Below are 18,022 nucleotides of genomic sequence, written 5' to 3' on the forward strand. Positions count from 1 at the left end.
CCCGTCCGTCCTGTTGCGTCCGTGCCGTACGTCCTGTTCGTGCCGTACGCCCCGTCCGTGCCGCATGTCCTGTCCTGCCTGCCGCCCCGCGCTGTCAGGTGCGGCACCGTGCTGCCTACGCCGCCCCGCTGAGCCGGTCCCCGATGGCCCGCAGCCCGTCCAGGTCGTGCACGTCGCCCGGCAGCGCCGGGACCTCCGCGATCGGCACGTCCGGGTAGACCGAGACGAAGCGGTCGCGGGTGCGGCGCTCCCGCCCCATGATCTGCATCCGCTCGGCGTGCAGTCGCAGCAGCCCGGCCGCGAGCAGCTCCGCCTCCGGCGAGGAGTGCTCCGAGCCGTTCTCCTCCAGCGCCTCGGCTGCCGCCAGCGCCCGCTCCGCGGTGAGCTGCGGGGCGCCCGTGCCGTGCACCCGGTTGAGCACCAGCCCGGCCAGCGGCATCCGGTCCGCGGCGAGCCGGTCGACGAAGTACGCCGCCTCGCGCAGCGCGTCCCGCTCCGGCGCCGCCACCACCAGGAACGCCGTGCCCGGCGCCTTGAGCAGCTGGTACGTGCGGTCGGCGCGTTCGCGGAAGCCACCGAACATCGAGTCCATCGCGCTGACGAAGGTCTGCACGTCGGTGAGCAGCTGGGCGCCGAAGATCTTGCCGAGGGTGCCGGTGAGCAGGCCGACCCCGGCGTTCAGGAAGCGCATCGCGCTGCGCCCGCCGACCTTGGCCGGGGCGGTCAGGATCCGGATCACCCGGCCGTCCAGGAAGGACCCGAGCCGGTTCGGCGCGTCCAGGAAGTCCAGCGCCGAGCGGGACGGCGGGGTGTCCACGACGATCAGGTCCCACTCCTCGGCGGCGCGCAGCTGCCCGAGCTTCTCCATCGCCATGTACTCCTGCGTGCCCGCGAAGCCGGCCGACAGGGACTGGTAGAACGGGTTCGCCATGATCGCCCTGGCCCGTTCGGGTTCGGCGTGGGACAGCACGACCTCGTCGAAGGTCCGCTTCATGTCCAGCATCATGGCCTGGAGCTCCCCGTCGCCGGTCACCTCCTTGACCACCCGGGGGGTGTTGTCGAGCTCCGTCAGGCCCATCGACTGGGCGAGTCTGCGCGCCGGATCGATCGTCAGGACCACGACCTTGCGGCCGCGTTCGGCGGCGCGCAGGCCGATCGCCGCGGCGGTGGTCGTCTTGCCGACGCCGCCGGAGCCGCAGCAGACGACGATCCTGGTCTTCGGATCGTCGATCAGCTCGTCCATCGCGAGCCGCTTCCCGGTGCTCCGCACCCCGCCGGTGGTCGCTCCGTCGGCCTTCGCGACGCCAGTGGTCGCGCCGCCGGTCCTCACGCTGCCGGTCCCCGTGCCGCCAGTCCCCGCGCCGTCGCTCGTCATGCCGCCCCCTGCCGCTTCAGTTCGCCCGCCAACCGGTACAGCCCGCCGAGGTCCACGCCCTCGCCCAGCAGCGGCAGTTCGTACGTCGGCAGCCGCAGCTGCTGCAGGTCGGCGCGCTGCGCGCGCTCCAGCTCGACCCGCTCGGCGTGCTCCCTGGCCTGCTCCAGCAGCGGGTCGAGCAGCGGCTCCACCGCCGCCCGGACCGTCTCCGGCTTGCGCGAGCGGCCCCCGAGACCGGCCTCCCCGAGCGCGAGGGCGACCTCCTCGCGGTGGTTCCCGTTCACCGCGGCCACCGCCGCCGCGTCCAGCACCGGCGGCCGGACCATGTTGACGATCACCCCGCCCACCGGGAGCTTCGCCTGGCGCAGCTCCCCGATCCCGTCCACCGTCTCCTGCACCGGCATCTCCTCCAACAGGGTGACCAGGTGCACCGCGGTCTCCGGCGACTTCAGCACCCGCATCACGGCCTGCGCCTGGGTGTGTATCGGGCCGATCCGGGCCAGCCCGGCCACCTCGGCGTTGACGTTCAGGAAGCGGGTCAGCCGCCCGGTCGGCGGGGCGTCCATCACCACCGCGTCGTAGCGGCGCCGCCCGTCCGGGTCCTTTCGCCGGGTCGCCTCGCAGGCCTTGCCGGTGAGCAGGACGTCCCGGACGCCGGGCGCGACGGTGGTGGCGAAGTCGACGAAGCCGACCTTCTGCAGCGCCTTGCCGGCCCGGCCGAGCTTGTAGAACATCTCCAGGTACTCCAGCAGCGCCTGCTCGGGGTCGATCGCCAGCGCGAAGACCTCGCCGGCGCCGGCCTCCCCGGCGGGCAGTCCCAGCTGCGCGCGGGAGACCGAGGCGATCCGGCGCTCCTCGTACGGGAGCGCGGCGATCCCGAAGAGCTCGGCGATGCCCTGCCGCCCCTCGACCTCGATCAGCAGCACCCGTCCGCCGTCGGCGGCGAGTGCCAGCGCCAGCGCCGCGGCCAGCGTGGTCTTCCCGGTGCCGCCCTTGCCGCTGACCACGTGCAGCCGGACGCCCTCCCAGTCGGGGTCGCGCCGGTCCGCCTGGCCGGGGGTGCGTGCCACGCTCCGCCTCCGTCCGTCTCCGTCCTACGGGCGCCCTCCTGTCGAGGGTGCGCCTCACCAGGGTGCCCTCTCGCGAGGGTAACCAGGGACCGCGCCGGATGCCCGGAGCACCGGGGGTTGACAGGCCTGATCCTGCCCTCTTTGTGCCCCACCTCACACGCCGGTCCGCGGACCGCGCGGATCGCCGCGGCGGCTCGTCTAGAGTCTGGCCATGACCAAGTGGGAATACATGACGGCGCCCCTGCTCGTGCACGCCACCAAGCAGATCCTGGACAACTTCGGCGAGGACGGCTGGGAGCTCGTCCAGGTCGTGCCCGGCCCGAACCCGGAGCAGCTGGTGGCCTACTTCAAGCGGGAGAAGAACGCATGAGCCTCGTCGAGTCGAAGCTCGCCGAGCTGGGCCTGACCCTGCCGCCGGTGGCCGCCCCGGTCGCCGCGTACGTGCCGGCCCTGCAGTCCGGCGAATTCGTGTTCACCTCCGGCCAGCTCCCGGTCGTCGGCGGCAAGCTGCCGACCACGGGCAAGGTCGGCGCCGAGGTGTCCCCGGAGGAGGCCAAGGAGCTCGCACAGACCTGCGCGCTGAACGCCCTGGCCGCCGTGAAGTCCGTGATCGGCGACCTGGACCGGATCGAGCGGGTCGTCAAGGTCGTCGGCTTCGTCGCCTCCGCCCCCGACTTCACCGGTCAGCCGGCCGTCATCAACGGCGCCAGCGAGCTGCTCGGCAAGGTGCTGGGTGCCGCGGGCGTGCACGCCCGCAGCGCCGTCGGCGTCGCGGTGCTGCCGCTGGACGCCCCGGTCGAGGTCGAGCTCCAGGTGCGCGTCAAGACCGACTGAGTGTGATCGCGGAGGCGGGGCCGGGCCTGTCCAACCCCGCCTCCGTGCGCTTAGCATCCGGGCATGGACCATCGAGCGACGACGCTGCCGATGCCGCCCGGCTGGCCCGCCCGGATCCGGGCGGTCGACTCCGGCGTGCTGACCCCGCCGGTGCCCAGGCCCGCCGCAACCGTCGTACTGCTGCGCGACACCGCCGCCGGGCCGGAGGCCTACCTGCTGCGCCGGCGCACCTCGATGGCCTTCGCCGCCGGGATGTACGCCTACCCGGGCGGCGGCGTCGACCCGCGGGACGCCGAGGTCGAGCCGGACTGGGCCGGCCCGCCGCCCGAGGAGTGGGCGCGCCGGCTCGGGGTGGACGAGCGGACGGCCCGGGCGGTGGTCTGCGCGGCGGTCCGCGAGACCTTCGAGGAGGCCGGCGTGCTGCTGGCCGGCCCGGACGCGCGCAGCGTCGCCGCGCCGCGCGACTGGTCCGCCGAGCGGGCCGCGCTGGAGGCGCACGAGCTGTCCTTCGCCGAGTTCCTCCGCGACCACGGCCTGGTGCTGCGCAGCGACCTGCTGGGCGGCTGGGCCCGCTGGATCACCCCGGAGTTCGAGGAGCGCCGGTACGACACCTGGTTCTTCGTGGCGGCCCTGCCGGCCGGTCAGCTCGCCGCCCTGGAGGTCGGCGAGGCCGACCGGGTCGCCTGGCTGAGCCCGGCCGCGGCGGTCCTGGGGTACGAGGAGGGCCGGTTCGGCATGCTGCCGCCGACCGTGACGGTGCTGCGCGAGCTGTCGCAGGTCAGGACCGCCGCCGAGGCGCTGGACGTGGCCGCCGCCCGTCCGCTGCCGCCGGTCCTGGGGCGGGCCGAGGTCCGCGGGGACCGCATGACAGTGCGCTGGCCGGGGTACGACGAGCTGACGATCGACGGGGAGTTCCCGGAGGACCCCCGGCCCACCGACTGACCGGCCCACCGACGACCGGCCCGTGAAAGACCGGCCCGTGGAAGACCCCCACCACCGCAGAGAAAGGACCGACGCCCGATGACCCACAACGAGGTGGCTCGCCGGACGGCACCCGAGATGCCCGCCCGGCGCCTGATCCCCCGCACCCCGGCCTGTGACAGTCCGGTCCCGTTCGTCGAGGTGGCGCAGCGCGCCCTCGTCCGGGCGCTGCCGCTGAGGGTCCTGCATCGCGACGGCGAGCGCGGCCGGTGAGCGGACTCCTGCCGGGTGACCCCGCCGCCGCCGTCGGCGGCGAGGCCACCCCCCGGGCCCTGTGCGTGCTGGCGCCGAACCCGTCGCCGATGACGCTGGACGGCACCAACACGTGGCTGCTCTCCGAGCCCGGCTCGGACCTCGCCGTGGTGATCGACCCGGGCCCGCTGCACGAGGGCCACCTGCGCCGGGTGATCGACTTCGCGGAGGAGCGGGGCAAGCGGATCGCGCTGACCCTGCTCACCCACGGCCACGCCGACCACTCGGAGGGCGCGGCCCGCTTCGCCGAGCTCACCCGTACCGAGGTGCGGGCCCTGGACCCGGCGCACCGGCTGGGCTCCGAGGGCCTGGTGGGCGGCCAGCGCCTGGACGTCGGCGGGCTGGACCTGCGGGTGGTGGCCACCCCCGGCCACACCTCGGACTCCCTGACCTTCCACCTGCCGGACGACGGCGCGGTCCTCACCGGGGACACCGTGCTCGGCCGCGGCACCACGATGGTCGCGCACCCCGACGGCCGGCTGGGCGACTACCTGGACTCGCTGCGCCGGCTGCACACGATGGCCTCCCACCACGGCGTGCGGATCGTGCTGCCCGGCCACGGCCCGGTGCTCGCGGACGCGCTCGGCGCAGTCGACTACTACCTGGCCCACCGGGCCACCCGGCTCGCCCAGGTGGAGACCGCGGTCGAGGCGGGCTGCCGGACCGCCCACGAGGTGGTCGAGCGGGTCTACGCCGACGTGGACCGGTCGCTCTGGCCGGCCGCCGAGCTGTCCGTACGGGCCCAGCTGGACTACCTGGAGGACCACGGGCTGATCCCGGGCCTCGACTGATCCTGGCCTCGGCTGACCCGGCTCCGCCGAAGGGCCCGGGCACGCCGAAGGGCCCGTCCGCACGGACGGGCCCTTCTGCGTGGTGTTGCGGGTGCTCGGAGCGTCAGCGCGAGCGGCGCGACAGCCGCTCGACGTCCATCAGGACCACCGCGCGCGCCTCCAGCTTCAGCCAGCCGCGGCCGGCGAAGTCGGCGAGCGCCTTGTTGACCGTCTCGCGGGAGGCGCCGACCAGCTGCGCCAGCTCCTCCTGGGTGAGGTCGTGGGCGACGTGGATGCCCTCCTCGGACTGCACGCCGAAGCGGCGGGAGAGGTCCAGCAGGGCCTTGGCGACGCGGCCGGGCACGTCGGAGAAGACCAGGTCGGACATCACGTCGTTGGTCCGGCGCAGTCGGCGGGCGATGGCCCGCAGCAGCGCGATGGAGACCTCGGGGCGGGCGTGCAGCCAGGGCTGCAGGTCCCCGTGGCCCAGGCCCAGCAGCTTGACCTCGGTCAGCGCGCTGGCGGTGGCGGTGCGCGGGCCCGGGTCGAACAGCGACAGCTCGCCGATCATCTCGCTGGGGCCGAGGACGGCCAGCATGTTCTCGCGGCCGTCCGGCGAGGCGCGGTGCAGCTTGACCTTGCCCTCCGCGACGACGTACAGCCGGTCGCCGGGGTCGCCTTCGTGGAACAGCGACTCACCACGGGCGAGGGTGACCTCGGTCATGGAAGCGCGCAGCTCGCCGGCCTGTTCGTCGTCGAGTGCCGCGAAGAGTGCGGCGCGCCGCAGAACGTCGTCCACGTGCTTCCTCCTTCTCGGCCGTCCGGCGGGTAGGCCGTCCGGCGCAAGTTCCGTTCAGTGTTCTGCGTCACCAAGCATGGCGCATGTCGCTCCGATCATATGAGGAGGGGGTGTGGCGAGGTGCGCCGTGCGGGGCCATTCGTACCGGCGGGTCATCGGCCGGGGAGCCCGGCGGAAGGGCGGGGGGCGTCCTGGGCGCCCGGCTGTCCGCCCTGGTCGAACAGGGAATCGCCCACCGCCGTACGGGCGTGCAGGACGGCGTGGCCCGCGCGGTGGGCGCTGGTCAGGCCCGCCGCGCGCAGGGCGGTGAGGTGCTGCGACACCCCAGCCGGGGACAGCCCGGTGCGGTGGGACAGCTCGGTGGTCGAGCCCGGGGAGTCCAGCTGGGCCAGCAGCCGGGCGCGGGACCGGCCGAGGACGCCGGCCAGCGCCTCCGTCCGGTCCGCCGCTCCCGGCGGGCGCTCCCACAGGGCGGCCGTGCCGCGGGCCGGGTAGATCAGCTGCGGCGGGTCGGGCGGCAGCACCCGGGTGAGCACCCGCGGCCAGGCGAACACCGAGGGCAGGAGCAGCAGCCCGGAGCCGGCGTTCAGCCGGGTGACCGCGCAGTGCCGCTGTGACAGCAGCAGCGCGCCGCCGTCCCAGCGGACGGTGTCGTGCAGCTCGCCCAGCATCCGCGCGGTGCCGTGCTCGGCGGCCTGCCGGGAGCGGTGGAAGACGTCCGCGGTGAGCAGCGCGCGGATCCGGGCCCAGTACGGGGCGAGCGCCAGCGCCCAGTACGCCTCGATGTCCGCGGCCAGCCGGGGCAGCTGTGCGGCCGGGTCGCGGTGCAGCGGCGCCAGGACGGCCGGCAGCCGGCCGCCCGCCTCGGCGGCCAGGATGTCGAGGTCGGCCCGGACCTGCCGGGCGCCGGTGGCGGTGATCGCGGCCAGCTCCTCGGCGAGCGTCGGGGAGAAGCCGGCGGGGGCGGGGTCGAGGAAGTCCGGCAGGTGGCCGGTGGGCGGCACCAGGGCGGCGAGCCGTTCCAGCGCGGGCCCGGCGGCGGCCAGCCGCTCGCGGACCTGCCCGGCCCAGCGGCGGTGCAGCGCCGGGACGGGGGAGCCGGCGAGGGCGCGCAGGCTGGTCACCACCTCCTGCATCGGCGAGACGGCGAACCTGGTCAGCGCCAAGTCCTGCGCGGAGAAGTCCAGTTCGGTGCGCATGCGGGCCCTCTCCGCGGAAGATTCAGCCTCAGCTTAATCACTGGTGCCGGCGGGGAGTCGGGCGCAGGATGCCTCCGTCCCCACCGATCCGTACGAAAGCCGGTGACACCCATGTCCACCACCACCGAGTCCCGCGCGCGGGCACTGCGGCTGCGCGAGCTGGTCGCAGGCGGCGTGCTCGTCCTGCCCAACGCCTGGGACGCGGGCAGCGCCGCCGTGATCGCCTCGGCCGGCGCGGAGGCGATCGCCACCACCAGCGGCGGCGTCTCCTGGTCGCTCGGGCACGGCGACGGCCAGCGCCTCGACCGGGCGGCCGCGGTCGAGGCGGCCCGCCGGATCGTGGCGGCGGTGGACCTGCCGGTCACCGTCGACGCCGAAGGCGGGTACGGGCCGCTGCCCGCCGACGTGGCCGAGACCGTGACGGCCCTGATCGGGGCGGGCGCGGCCGGCGTCAACCTGGAGGACTCGACGGCCGTCGGGGGCCCGCTCTTCCCGGTCGCCGAACAGGCCCAGCGGCTGCACGCGGCCCGGACGGCGGCGGCCGCGGCCCGGCTGCCCGAGCTCGTCGTCAACGCCCGCACCGACGTCTTCCTGTTCGGACTGGGCGGGCTCGACGACGTCCTGGTACGGGCCGAGGCCTACGCCGAGGCGGGCGCCGACGGCCTGTTCGTCCCCGGGCTGCTGGACCTCGACGTCCTCGCCGAACTGTGCAAGCGCTCGGCGCTGCCGGTGAACGCGATGGCCGCCCCGGGCGGGCCCACCGTCGCCGAACTCGCCGCCACGGGGGTGCGGCGAGTCAGCCTCGGCACCGGCCTCGCCCAGCTCGCGTACACCGCGGCCCGCCGCGCCGCCGCCGAACTGCTCGGCGCCGGCACACTGACGGAGCTCGACGGGGCGCTCGGCTTCGGCGAACTGAACGGGCTGTACCGGGGCTGACCTCCCGGGCGGGTGCGAACGGACCCCGGCTCCCTCAGGTGCTCAGGCGCTCAGGCGTAGAACTTCACCAGCTCCGGCACCAGGGCGTCGGCCGCCACGTCATGGGTCTGCCCGGCCAGCGTCCGGTACTCGGCGCCCGGTACGGCCGCGGCCACCGCCCGGGCCGGCGCCCGCAGCAGCTCCGGGCTGGCTCCGCCGTCCAGCACCAGGGTCGGCGCGGCGATCCGGGCCAGGACGTCGACCGGGACGGTCGCGCCGGTCCGCGCGCCCAGCGCCGCCGCGTCGTACGCCAGGGTGGGCGCGATCGCCTCGAACAGCGGCCACACCGGGGCGGAGCGCATCCCGTCCACCATCTCCGCGGGCATCCCGACGAAGGTCATGAAGGCCGCGACGGCGTCCCCGCGCCGCCCCTCGGCGATCGCCGCCTCCAACTCGTCGACGTACCCGACGAAGCGGGCGCTCTGCTCCTCCTCGGTGCTGAACGGCGGCTCGTAGACGGCGAGCCGGGCGATGTCGACGCCCGCGGCGGCGGCCCGCAGCGCGAGCGCGGCGCCCGAGGAGATGCCGAAGACGGCGGCCGATCCGCCGGCCGCGGCGATGACGGCGGCCAGATCCTCGATCTCGCGCTCCACGGCGAAGGGCGCCGTGTCGCCGCTGCCACCGCGGCCACGCCGGTCGTACGCCCACACGGTGTGGTGGGCGGAGAGCTGCTCGGCGATCGCGATGCCCGGGTCGAAGGCACGGTGGGTGGTCGCCCCGTCCACCAGGACGAGGGCCGGACCGGAGCCGGTGACGGTGCAGGCGAGGGCGGTGCCGTCGGCGGAAACTGCGGTGCTCATGGGATCTTCCTTCGGTCGTACGAGCCGGACATGGGGGTAGACCGGAGCGCGCCGCGGAACTCATCGCTCCCGCCGGAGATTTCTTCGGGCCGTCCTCTCCCGGAGCTCACCCAGGGGCGCCGCATGGAGATGTTTCACGGGTAAATTACCTGCTAATCTTCTTTCATGCCCACAGCCGCCCAGTTCCGCCAGGCACTCCGGGTCGGTCCGCCCGGAGACATCTGGCACAAACCCGCGCTCAGCGCCGTGGTGACCCTCGGCACCCTCAACCTCACCCTGCTCGCCCTCGGCCGGCTGGACCTCGCGCTCTACACCTCGGCCGGCGGCCTCGGCGCGCTGTACGGGCACGGCCTGCCCTACCGGGCTCGGGTGCGCACCCTGGTCGGCGTGCTGCTCGGCACCGTCCTCAGCACCGGCGCCGCGCTCACCGCCGCCGCACTGGCCCACGACGCCGTCGTCCTGGTCGCCGTGGCGGCCGTGCTCGCCGCCCTGCACAAGCTGCTCTGCGACGCAGCCCGGATCGGCCCGCCCGGCGCTCTGATCATCACCTTCACCAGCGCCGCCTGCGCCTTCGTTCCACAGCGCCCCGCCGAGGTGGCGCCGCACCTGGCGCTCACCGTGCTCGGCGCCGTACTGGCCTGGCTGGTCTGCCTGGCCCCCGCGCTGCCGCGCCCCTACGGTCCCGAGCGGATCGCCACCGCCCGCGCCCTGGAATCCGCCGCCCGGCTGCTCCGCGTCCGACCGGGCACGCCGGACGCCGCCGCCCGTACCGCCCTGGTCGGCGCGGTCGCCGCGGCGTGGCAGAGCCTCGCGCTCTCCTCCCCGGCCAGGCTGCGCGCCCTCGGCGACGCGCCCGAGCGGCTGCTGGTCCGCGCGGAATCGGCGCTCGCCGCGCCCGCCGATCCGGCCGCCGCCGACCGGTTCGCAGCGTGGGCCCGCGACCTGCGCCGGGGCCGCTCGCTGTCGCTGTCCGACCTCACAGAGGCGGAGGAAGCCGAACTGCGCGCCCACCGCCCCGGCCCCCGGCCCCGGCTGCGCGAAGCGCTGCGGCCCGGCTCCACGCTGCTGCCGATCGCCCTGCGGGTCGCGGTCGGCTGCGCCGCCGCCGGGTGGCTCTCGCTGGCGTTCGGCGTCGGCCGCCCGTACTGGGCGGTGGTCACCGCGGCCTCGGTGTTCCAGGCCAACAGCACGCTGTCCTGGCAGCGTGCACTGCAGCGGGTCCTGGGCAACCTGCTCGGCCTCGCGGTGTTCACCGCCGTCCTGCCGGTCGCGAACTCCGGCCCGGTCGCGCTGATCGTGGCCGGGCTGCTGTGCCAGTTCGGCGCGGAGGCGACGATCGCCCGCAGCTACTGGCTGGCGACCGTCTTCGTGACCCCGCTGGCGCTGCTGATGACCGAGTTCGCCGGTCTCCAACCCGCCCGGGCCCTGATCGCCGACCGCTGGCTGGACACCTGCGTCGGCGCGCTCACCGGCCTCGCCGCCTGCCTGCTGGTGACCAACCGCCGCGCCGCCACCCGGCTCACCCGCGCCCTGGCCGGAGCCGAGACCGCCGCCGACGAAGCCCGGACGGCCGCCGCCGGTGCCGAGTCCGCCGCCGCCCGTATCCGGCTCGCCGCCGCCCTGGTGGAACTGCGCGACGCCGCCGACACCGCCACCGGCGAGTGGCGCCGCCCCTCCCTCCCGCACCAGCGGACCGCCGACACCGAGCGGCACGCGCACCACCAGTTGGCAGCTCTGCTGGAGCGGCGCGGGGCCGTCTAGGATCGAACGGACCGCAGGCCGCAGAACCGGGAGCAGCACACGTGGAGGACGTCGTCGCAGGTGTGCTGCGCCAATGGGAGCGGGCCTACCCGGGGTTGGACACCGGCCCGATCGCCGTCCTCGGCCGGATCAACCGCTGCGCCGCACTGCTCCAGCAGACCCCCGACCCGCTCACCCGGGCCGGCCTCACCCGCGCCGAGTTCGACATCCTCGGCGCCCTGCGCCGCGTCGACCGCGAGCTGACCCCCACCCAGCTCGCCCGGGAGAGCTTCGCCTCCGGCGCCGCCGTCACCAAGCGCCTGCGGCTGCTGGAGAAGCGTGGCCTGGTCAGCCGCCGCACCGACGACCGGGACCGCCGGGTAGCCCACCTCGCGCTCACCGACGCGGGCCGGCAACTGGTGGACGGCCTGGTCCAGGAACTCGTCGCCCACGACCGCGCCCTGCTCGCCGGCCTCACCCCGGACGAGCAGGACCGTCTCGCCGAGTCCCTCGCGGGCCTGCTCAACAGCCTTGAGGGCACCGTGGGCCGCACCCTGGGCTGAGCTCGACGAGCGTGGCCCATCGACACGTCCGTGGATAACCCACACTCTCGCCGAGAGGCCGCGCATGACGGTGAGAGCGGCCGTCACATTCCCTGGGCGTCAGCGGGTTCTTGAGTGTGCCCACTGCCGTCAAGACCAGCTTCGGGCTGCCAGGACCCTGATCATTCGCACTTCCCCCTGTCAGGCAACCGCCACACGGACCCTTCATTGGACAACAGGCCCTGGCCAAGCCCGTTTTCCGCGCTTGATCGCCCACGGGCGGTGGCCCGGTCGGCGTAGCCTTCGTGCATGGCAGAGAGCAAGGTCCGGAAAGCGGCGGCGCCGAAGGCCGAGCCGGCGGTGAAGGCGGCGGTGAAGGCGGCGGTGAAGAAGGCGGCGGCGACGCAGCCCGTCGTGAAGCCGAGGAAGCCCGAGTCGCACCTGGCGATGGTGCGGCGGGCCCGGAAGATCAACCGTGAGCTGGCGGAGCTGTACCCGTACGCGCATCCGGAGCTGGACTTCGAGAACCCGTTCCAACTGCTGGTGGCCACTGTGCTGTCGGCGCAGACCACCGATCTGCGGGTGAACCAGACGACTCCCGCGCTGTTCGCGAAGTACCCGACGCCCGAGGACATGGCGGCGGCGAATCCGGAGGAGCTGGAGGAGATCATCCGACCGACCGGCTTCTTCCGGAACAAGGCGAAGTCGCTGATCGGCCTCTCGATCGCGCTGCGCGACGAGTTCGACGGGGAGGTACCGGGTCGTCTGGCCGATCTGGTGACCCTGCCGGGCGTCGGCCGCAAGACGGCCAATGTCGTTCTCGGCAATGCTTTCGGCGTTCCCGGCATCACCGTCGACACCCATTTCGGCCGGCTGTCCCGGCGGTTCGGCTGGACCACCGAGGAGGACCCGGTGAAGGTCGAGGCGGCCGTCGCCGAGATCTTCCCGAAGTCGGAGTGGACGATGCTGTCGCACCGGGTGGTCTTCCACGGCCGCCGGATCTGCCACTCCCAGAGGCCCGCCTGCGGCGCCTGCCCGATCGCGCCGCTCTGCCCGTCCTACGGCGAGGGCGTGACCGACCCGGAGAAGGCGCGCAAGCTGCTCAAGTACGAGATGGGCGGCCAGCCCGGGCAGCGGCTGAGGCCGCCGGCGGACTTTCCCGGCGAGGCGGCGGCCCGCGCGGACGCCGCCGCCCACGACGGGCAGGTCGCGGACCTGGCGGTGGGCGCATGACGGCGCGCTGGATCGAGCGGGACGGCCTGCCGGCTTGGCTGGAGCCGGTCCGGGAGGCGGCCGAGCGGGTGCTGCCGGAGCAGCTGAGCCGGTTCCTGCCGCCGACCGGGGGCGGCCGGGCGGCGGCGGTGCTGATGCTGTTCGGCGAGGGCCCGGAGGGGCCGGACCTGCTGTTGATCGAGCGGGCCCGTTCGCTGCGTTCGCATGCCGGCCAGCCGTCCTTCCCGGGCGGTGCGCTGGATCCGGAGGACGGCGATCCGGACGGCCCGGGCCCGATCGCGGCGGCGTTGCGCGAGGCCTGGGAGGAGACCGGCCTGGATCCGGCCGGGGTGCAGGTGTTCGCGGAGCTGCCCCGGCTGTACATCCCGGTGAGCCGCTTCGTGGTGACTCCGGTGCTCGGCTGGTGGCGCGTGGAGTCGCCGGTGCACCCGGTGGACCAGGGTGAGACGGGCGCGGTGTTCCGGGTGTCGATCGCCGACCTGGCCGATCCGGCGAACCGGGTGCGGCTGCGCCATCCGTCCGGCCACGTCGGCCCGGCCTTCGCGGTCGCCGGGCGGCTGGTCTGGGGCTTCACCGCCGGGGTGATCGACCGGGTGCTGCACCACAGCGGCCTGGAGCTGCCCTGGGATCCGTCCCGGGTCGTCGATCTCTCGGACGACGCCCTGGCACTGGTCCAGGGGGACCTCGAACACTCCCGCGCACTGCCGGGCGGCGATCCCGGGACCTTGTGACCGGCCGTCGGCACAGCCGGTCGGCGGGCCGTGGGAGGGTGTCGGAGTGAACGTCCTGGATGTGCTGCTGATCGCCGCTGCCGTGGGATTCGCCGTGTCGGGCTACCGGCAGGGCTTCGTGGTCGGTGTCCTGTCGCTGGTCGGCTTCCTCGGTGGCGGTCTGCTGGCCGTCGAGCTGCTGCCGCTGCTGCTCGACCACCTGAGCCCCGGCACGACGGCCTCGGTGGTGGCCGTCGTGGTGGTGATCGTGTTCGCCGCGATCGGCCAGGCCGTCACCGCGCACTTCGGCTGGAAGCTGCGCGGCCACATCGACCGCCGCCCGGCCCGGGTGCTGGACGCGTCCGGCGGCGCGGTGGTGAACGTCGTCTCGATGCTGCTGGTGGCCTGGCTGATCGGTTCGGCGCTGGCCGGGGCCTCGCTCCCGACGGTCTCCAAGCAGGTCCGCTCCTCGGCGGTCCTCGGCGGGGTGCAGAACGCGCTGCCCGGTGACGCGCCGAACTGGTTCTCGGACTTCTCCAAGGTGCTCGCCCGCAACGGCTTCCCGCAGGTCTTCAACCCCTTCGAGCACGAGCCGATCACCCAGGTCGACACCCCCGACCCGACGCTGGCCGCCAGCCCGGCGGTGGCGCGGGCCAAGCAGAGCCTGGTCAAGGTGGTCGGCACGGCGACGTCCTGCGGCAAGACCCTGGAGGGCAGCGGCTTCGTCTTCGCGCCGCACCGGGTGATGACCAACGCCCACGTGGTCGGCGGGGTCAGCGAGCCGACGGTGCAGATCGGCGGCCTCGGCCAGCTGTACGACGCCACGGTGGTCCGGTACGACTGGCAGCGCGACATCGCGGTCCTGGACGTGCCCAAGCTGAACGCGCCCGCGCTGACCTTCGCGGGCGAGGCGAAGACCAACGACAGCGCGATCGTGGCGGGCTTCCCGGAGAACGGCGCCTTCAACGTCCAGCCGGCCCGCATCCGCGGCCGGATCCAGGCCAACGGCCCGGACATCTACCACCGCGGCCAGGTGGTGCGCGACGTCTACTCGGTGCGGTCGGTGGTCCGCCAGGGCAACAGCGGCGGCCCGTTGCTCACCCCGGACGGCCAGGTGTACGGCGTGGTGTTCGCCAAGTCCCTGGACAGCGGCGACACCGGGTACGTGCTGACGGCGGCCGAGGTGCGCGAGGACGCCCAGCAGGGCAGCGCCGCGGGGGCCCGGGTGGACACCCAGGGCTGCGCGCTCTGACCCGACCCGCTACGGCCCCGTCCCGATCCCGCTCCAGTCCGCCAGACCCGCCAGGCCCGCCAGGCCCGCCAGGCCCGCCAGGTTCGGACCAGGGCGCGCCGACCCGGCGCGCGTCCGATATCCGGCGCACCGTCAGTCCTCCCTGGTAGCCTCGGCCGCGCTCACCCGTTCGGCTCAACCGGGCGCCGTCCCGGCGTGGGCCTGACGGGAGATCGTGGCAGTCCGATGATGGGTCATTCGCACGCGGTGAGCGGGGCGATGCTGTACGCGGCGTCGGCCCCTTTCCTGCCCCCGCTGCTGCTGCACACCACGCTGCAGCCGGCGGACATACTGATGGGCACGGTGCTGTGCGCGGGTGCGGCCCTGCTGCCCGACCTCGACCACCACGACGGCTCGATCGCCAACTTCCTCGGGCCGGTCTCCAAGGCGCTCTGCCGCGCCGTGGCCTGGGCCTCCGGCGGTCACCGGCACGCCACCCACTCGCTGCTGTTCGTCGCCCTGATGGGCGGCGGCACCTGGGCGGGTGTCACCTACCTGGGCCGCAACTTCACGCTGGCGCTGACGTTCTTCCTGCTGGCGCTCGCGGTCCGCGCGCTGCGGCTCTGCCCGCCGAGCAACGGCCCGGAGGCGTGGATCACCGTGATCGGCCTGGCCGCGCTCGGCACGTTCGGGATGAACACCTGGATGCCCAACGCGCCGGGGTGGCTGCCGTACGCGGTGGCGCTGGGCACGCTGGCGCACCTGCTGGGGGACTGCCTGACGAAGAAGGGCGCGCCGCTGCTCTGGCCGCACAAGGAGCGCTACGAGATCGTGCTGATCAAGCGCAGCGGCAACAGCGTCGAGACCAAGGTACTGGTGCCGATCATGTCGGTGGCGACCTTCGTCCTGCTGTGGTTCACCGCGCTGGCGCCGATCACGAACTGAGCGGCGTTCCGGGCGGTCGTCGACCGGCCGCCCGGCACCGGCCGCCCGACACGGCGCGGGGCCTCAGGTCTCGCGCCGTAGTCGTGCGCCCACCCAGCGGGCGCGCCGGCCGAGGATGCGCGGGATGCCGAGCTGTCGCCCCTCCGCGCGCTGACGGGGGGCGAGGCCGTCGAAGCCGAGGTCGTCCGCCCGGTCGGGGCGGTGGGCGGAACGCTGCGGGCTGTTCTGGCGTCGGCCGCGGGGGGCGGCGCCGCGATCGGGCATCCAACTCATACCGGTATGGATGCCCCTGGGCCGGTCGGGGTAATCGCCCGGAGTTGTCGAAACTGGCCTATGCGTTTGTCATATGAGGCGAACGTCAAGGGAGTTGGGCCGGTCGATCCGTCCGCGCCCCCTTGCCTCCGGCCCTCCCCGCCCCCGCCCCCTCATTGCCCGCAGTGGCGGTTCGTCACTCCTTGTGACGTCCGATCCAGTCCAGCAGCTCGGCCGTGAACTCCTCCGGCGCCTCCTCGTGCGGGAAGTGCCCGACCCCCGGCAGCAGCCGCCAGCGGTACGGCGCCGCCACGTACTCGCCGCCGCCGAGCGCGGTGTGCGACAGCAGCACCGGGTCCGCCGCGCCCTGGACGTGCAGGGTCGGCGCGGTGATCGGCTTCTTCATCCGCCGGGCGAACTGGATGCCGTCCGGCCGGGCCATCGACCGCAGCAGCCAGCGGTACGGCTCGATCGAGCAGTGCGCGGTGCTGGGGATCCGGATCGCTTGCCGGTAGGCGTCCACCGCCGCCTCGTCCAGGCCGTTCGGGCCGGTCCAGGAGGTCAGGTAGTGGCCCACCAGCTCGGCGTCGTCGGCCACCAGGCGGCGTTCCGGTATCCACGGCCGCTGGAAGCCCAGCACGTGCTCGAAGGCGGCGAACTGGCGCCGGTCGGTCAGCAGCGCCCGGCGCAGGTCCCGCGGGTGCGCGGCGGAGACCACGGTCAGGCTCTGGATCACGGACGGGCGCATCACCGCCGCCACCCAGGCCAGGGTGCCGCCCGAGGCGTGCCCGACCAGGTGCGCCCGGCGCTCACCGAGCGAGCGGATCACCCCGGTGATGTCCAGGGCGAGGTTGCCCGGGTCGTACCCGCGCGGGGTGCGGTCGCTGCCGCCGACGCCCCGCAGGTCCAGCGCCACCGCGCGGTAGCCCGCCGCGGCGAGCGCGGTCAGCTGGTGGCGCCAGGCCCACCAGTACTCGGGCCAGCCGTGCACCAGCAGCACCAGCGGGCCCGAGCCGAGCTCGGCGATGTGGAAGCGGGCGCCGTTGGCCGCGAGGTCGCGGTGCGTCCACGGGCCCGGCTGACGGATGCTCCACGGCTCTGCGTCCGCCGCCGCGGCGGCACCGGAGGCCCCGGCCGCCTCGGCGGGCTTCCGGCGGGGTACCAGGCCGGCGCCCTCGGCGGCGAGGCCGGGGCCGGAGTCGGGACCGGAACCAGGACCGGAGTCGTAGTCGGGGCCGGAGTCTGGACCGGAATCGGCGGACGGCTGCCCGGACACGGGCTTCTGGTCAAGCGGCATACCGAGAGCGTGTCACATCCGCGCGCCGGACACGTGCCCGCAGTCACTGTCGGCGGGTCCACGCGCCCCGGGCGGGACACGCCTGTTGACGGTTCCGACGGCGGTTCGAGGGCGCTCCGGGCGCGGGTCCGGCGACGGTACCGGGGCTGGTACCGGGGCCGGAATCAGGGGCAGCCCCGGCGGCAGCGCCGAGGGCGGTCCCGACGACGGTTTCGTTGACGGCCCCGCTCACGGCACCGCTCACGGCCCCGCTCACGGCACCGCTCACGGCCCTGCTCACGGCCCCGCCGACGGGCCGGGTCCGCTTACGGGATGCGGCCCAGGGCCCGGTCGATCTCCTCCTTGGTGGCCGGTCGCGGCCGGGCGTTCTTCAGCACGTCGGCGGTCTTCTGGGCGCCCTCGATGGTGCGGTGCGGCGGCTCGATCTTCTTGAACGAGCGGAACGCCAGCAGCCCGAGCAGCACCGCGAGCACCAGGTAGGCGCCGGCCACGATGAGGAACGACCAGCCCAGCGACAGGCCCAGCGCGTGGATGCCGAACGCCGCCGCGGCGCTCAGCATCGGGATGGCGAAGAGCGCCACCACGCCGGCGACCGCCAGCGAGACACCGCCGGAGACGCCGCGCTTGACGTCCGCCCGGATCTCGGCCTTGGCGAGCGCGATCTCGTCGTGGACCAGCGCGGACAGGTCGGCGGTGGCCGCCGCGAACAGCTGCCCCACCGAACGCTCGCCCTCGTACGGGGCCCGGCCGTTGCTGAACGGGTCTGCGGCTCCTGCGGGCATCAGCGGTTCTCCTCTGCGGCTGTGCGGCGTGACGCCGCCGCGGATGTGCGGTTCCGGGGCCGTGGGGGTTCCGGAGGCGTCAGTGGATTGTCGACAGCTCAGAATCATGCCCCTACCGGTCAGTCGGACACCACTCCGGGGCCCCGCCGGAGGGACGTGTCCCGGCTCCGGACGGCCTCGGGGCGGCCTCTGGGCGGTCCCGTGGCGGCGCAGGGGCTCCGAGGGCTGCCGAGCA

General features: G+C 74.5%; 20 protein-coding genes. 12 read left to right on the forward strand and 8 right to left on the reverse strand.

Going from position 1 to position 18,022, the window contains the following annotated elements:
• Positions 1-115 precede the first annotated feature (115 nt).
• Together bagB and bagA are read right to left on the reverse strand one after the other, a co-directional pair.
• Positions 116-1,243: an ATPase BagB gene (gene bagB, locus AC0B61_RS04285; RefSeq protein WP_471739372.1), complete on the reverse strand. Its 1,128-nt coding sequence runs from the start codon at positions 1,241-1,243 to the stop codon at positions 116-118.
• Positions 1,244-1,371: 128 nt separating this feature from the next.
• Positions 1,372-2,445 (reverse strand): ATPase BagA, encoded by a 1,074-nt coding sequence (gene bagA, locus AC0B61_RS04290; protein ID WP_471739084.1) that lies wholly within the window; start codon positions 2,443-2,445, stop codon positions 1,372-1,374.
• A gap of 211 nt (positions 2,446-2,656) precedes the next feature.
• Here bagA and AC0B61_RS04295 point away from each other — a divergent pair, with 211 nt between their 5' ends.
• The 5 genes from AC0B61_RS04295 (at position 2,657) to AC0B61_RS04315 (ending at position 5,303) form a co-directional block, all read left to right on the forward strand.
• Entirely contained in the window at positions 2,657-2,815 is a 159-nt protein-coding gene (locus tag AC0B61_RS04295) for a DUF4177 domain-containing protein (RefSeq protein WP_094743074.1), read from the forward strand.
• Positions 2,812-3,279 (forward strand): RidA family protein, encoded by a 468-nt coding sequence (locus tag AC0B61_RS04300; protein WP_471739085.1) that lies wholly within the window; start codon positions 2,812-2,814, stop codon positions 3,277-3,279. The genes AC0B61_RS04295 and AC0B61_RS04300 overlap by 4 nt, the downstream gene beginning before the upstream one ends.
• 63 nt (positions 3,280-3,342) lie before the next feature.
• Positions 3,343-4,221 (forward strand): NUDIX hydrolase, encoded by an 879-nt coding sequence (locus AC0B61_RS04305; protein WP_471739086.1) that lies wholly within the window; start codon positions 3,343-3,345, stop codon positions 4,219-4,221.
• Between the two features lie 78 nt (positions 4,222-4,299).
• A complete protein-coding gene (locus tag AC0B61_RS04310; protein ID WP_471739087.1) occupies positions 4,300-4,473 on the forward strand; it encodes a hypothetical protein in 174 nt (57 codons plus the stop codon).
• Entirely contained in the window at positions 4,470-5,303 is an 834-nt protein-coding gene (locus tag AC0B61_RS04315) for an MBL fold metallo-hydrolase (protein WP_471739088.1), read from the forward strand. Before AC0B61_RS04310 ends, AC0B61_RS04315 begins: the two co-directional genes overlap by 4 nt.
• 103 nt (positions 5,304-5,406) lie before the next feature.
• Here the strand turns inward: AC0B61_RS04315 and AC0B61_RS04320 are convergent, their stop codons facing one another.
• Together AC0B61_RS04320 and AC0B61_RS04325 are read right to left on the reverse strand one after the other, a co-directional pair.
• Positions 5,407-6,081, reverse strand: a complete 675-nt coding sequence (locus AC0B61_RS04320; protein ID WP_030240972.1) for a Crp/Fnr family transcriptional regulator — start codon at positions 6,079-6,081, stop codon at positions 5,407-5,409.
• 152 nt (positions 6,082-6,233) lie between these two features.
• On the reverse strand, positions 6,234-7,280 hold the full coding sequence (locus AC0B61_RS04325; RefSeq protein WP_471739089.1) for an ArsR family transcriptional regulator: 1,047 nt from the start codon (positions 7,278-7,280) through the stop codon (positions 6,234-6,236).
• A gap of 111 nt (positions 7,281-7,391) precedes the next feature.
• Between AC0B61_RS04325 and AC0B61_RS04330 the strand changes: the two genes are divergently transcribed.
• On the forward strand, positions 7,392-8,216 hold the full coding sequence (locus AC0B61_RS04330; RefSeq protein WP_471739090.1) for an isocitrate lyase/PEP mutase family protein: 825 nt from the start codon (positions 7,392-7,394) through the stop codon (positions 8,214-8,216).
• Between the two features lie 50 nt (positions 8,217-8,266).
• On the opposite strand, the gene AC0B61_RS04335 is transcribed toward AC0B61_RS04330, so the two are convergent.
• Positions 8,267-9,055, reverse strand: a complete 789-nt coding sequence (locus AC0B61_RS04335; protein WP_471739091.1) for an alpha/beta fold hydrolase — start codon at positions 9,053-9,055, stop codon at positions 8,267-8,269.
• A gap of 165 nt (positions 9,056-9,220) precedes the next feature.
• Between AC0B61_RS04335 and AC0B61_RS04340 the strand changes: the two genes are divergently transcribed.
• From AC0B61_RS04340 to AC0B61_RS04365, 6 genes are all read left to right on the forward strand, one after another.
• Positions 9,221-10,816 carry an FUSC family protein gene (locus AC0B61_RS04340; protein WP_471739092.1) on the forward strand — a complete coding sequence of 532 codons (1,596 nt, stop codon included), beginning with the start codon at positions 9,221-9,223 and terminating at the stop codon, positions 10,814-10,816.
• A gap of 41 nt (positions 10,817-10,857) precedes the next feature.
• A complete protein-coding gene (locus AC0B61_RS04345; protein WP_471739093.1) occupies positions 10,858-11,358 on the forward strand; it encodes a MarR family winged helix-turn-helix transcriptional regulator in 501 nt (166 codons plus the stop codon).
• Positions 11,359-11,646: 288 nt separating this feature from the next.
• Positions 11,647-12,570 (forward strand): endonuclease III, encoded by a 924-nt coding sequence (gene nth / locus AC0B61_RS04350; RefSeq protein ID WP_471739094.1) that lies wholly within the window; start codon positions 11,647-11,649, stop codon positions 12,568-12,570.
• On the forward strand, positions 12,567-13,301 hold the full coding sequence (locus AC0B61_RS04355) for an NUDIX hydrolase (protein ID WP_471739095.1): 735 nt from the start codon (positions 12,567-12,569) through the stop codon (positions 13,299-13,301). The genes nth and AC0B61_RS04355 overlap by 4 nt, the downstream gene beginning before the upstream one ends.
• A 46-nt stretch (positions 13,302-13,347) precedes the next feature.
• Positions 13,348-14,532 carry a MarP family serine protease gene (locus AC0B61_RS04360; protein ID WP_471739096.1) on the forward strand — a complete coding sequence of 395 codons (1,185 nt, stop codon included), beginning with the start codon at positions 13,348-13,350 and terminating at the stop codon, positions 14,530-14,532.
• Positions 14,533-14,757: 225 nt separating this feature from the next.
• Positions 14,758-15,456, forward strand: coding sequence for a metal-dependent hydrolase (locus tag AC0B61_RS04365; protein ID WP_471739097.1), 699 nt, complete (start codon positions 14,758-14,760; stop codon positions 15,454-15,456).
• Between the two features lie 63 nt (positions 15,457-15,519).
• Here the strand turns inward: AC0B61_RS04365 and AC0B61_RS04370 are convergent, their stop codons facing one another.
• The 3 genes from AC0B61_RS04370 to AC0B61_RS04380 form a co-directional block, all read right to left on the reverse strand.
• Complete coding sequence (locus AC0B61_RS04370; protein ID WP_471739098.1) at positions 15,520-15,729, reverse strand: hypothetical protein; 210 nt, start codon at positions 15,727-15,729, stop codon at positions 15,520-15,522.
• Between the two features lie 175 nt (positions 15,730-15,904).
• Positions 15,905-17,005: an alpha/beta fold hydrolase gene (locus AC0B61_RS04375; RefSeq protein ID WP_471739099.1), complete on the reverse strand. Its 1,101-nt coding sequence runs from the start codon at positions 17,003-17,005 to the stop codon at positions 15,905-15,907.
• A gap of 305 nt (positions 17,006-17,310) precedes the next feature.
• A complete protein-coding gene (locus tag AC0B61_RS04380; RefSeq protein WP_471739100.1) occupies positions 17,311-17,787 on the reverse strand; it encodes a phage holin family protein in 477 nt (158 codons plus the stop codon).
• Positions 17,788-18,022: the final 235 nt, after the last annotated feature.

Source organism: Kitasatospora sp. NPDC023385 (assembly GCF_055664045.1).

Bases quoted from the DNA above. Each gene is read 5' to 3' on its own strand.
- AC0B61_RS04340 (WP_471739092.1), top strand. From the start codon at position 9,221: ATGCCCACAGCCGCCCAGTTCCGCCAGGCACTCCGGGTCGGTCCGCCC.
- nth (WP_471739094.1), top strand. From the start codon at position 11,647: ATGGCAGAGAGCAAGGTCCGGAAAGCGGCGGCGCCGAAGGCCGAGCCG.
- bagB (WP_471739372.1), bottom strand. From the start codon at position 1,243: ATGGACGAGCTGATCGACGATCCGAAGACCAGGATCGTCGTCTGCTGC.
- AC0B61_RS04335 (WP_471739091.1), bottom strand. From the start codon at position 9,055: ATGAGCACCGCAGTTTCCGCCGACGGCACCGCCCTCGCCTGCACCGTC.
- AC0B61_RS04365 (WP_471739097.1), top strand. From the start codon at position 14,758: ATGATGGGTCATTCGCACGCGGTGAGCGGGGCGATGCTGTACGCGGCG.
- AC0B61_RS04375 (WP_471739099.1), bottom strand. From the start codon at position 17,005: ATGCCGCTTGACCAGAAGCCCGTGTCCGGGCAGCCGTCCGCCGATTCC.
- AC0B61_RS04325 (WP_471739089.1), bottom strand. From the start codon at position 7,280: ATGCGCACCGAACTGGACTTCTCCGCGCAGGACTTGGCGCTGACCAGG.
- AC0B61_RS04370 (WP_471739098.1), bottom strand. From the start codon at position 15,729: ATGAGTTGGATGCCCGATCGCGGCGCCGCCCCCCGCGGCCGACGCCAG.
- AC0B61_RS04300 (WP_471739085.1), top strand. From the start codon at position 2,812: ATGAGCCTCGTCGAGTCGAAGCTCGCCGAGCTGGGCCTGACCCTGCCG.
- AC0B61_RS04355 (WP_471739095.1), top strand. From the start codon at position 12,567: ATGACGGCGCGCTGGATCGAGCGGGACGGCCTGCCGGCTTGGCTGGAG.
- AC0B61_RS04310 (WP_471739087.1), top strand. From the start codon at position 4,300: ATGACCCACAACGAGGTGGCTCGCCGGACGGCACCCGAGATGCCCGCC.
- AC0B61_RS04330 (WP_471739090.1), top strand. From the start codon at position 7,392: ATGTCCACCACCACCGAGTCCCGCGCGCGGGCACTGCGGCTGCGCGAG.
- AC0B61_RS04380 (WP_471739100.1), bottom strand. From the start codon at position 17,787: ATGCCCGCAGGAGCCGCAGACCCGTTCAGCAACGGCCGGGCCCCGTAC.
- AC0B61_RS04295 (WP_094743074.1), top strand. From the start codon at position 2,657: ATGACCAAGTGGGAATACATGACGGCGCCCCTGCTCGTGCACGCCACC.
- AC0B61_RS04305 (WP_471739086.1), top strand. From the start codon at position 3,343: ATGGACCATCGAGCGACGACGCTGCCGATGCCGCCCGGCTGGCCCGCC.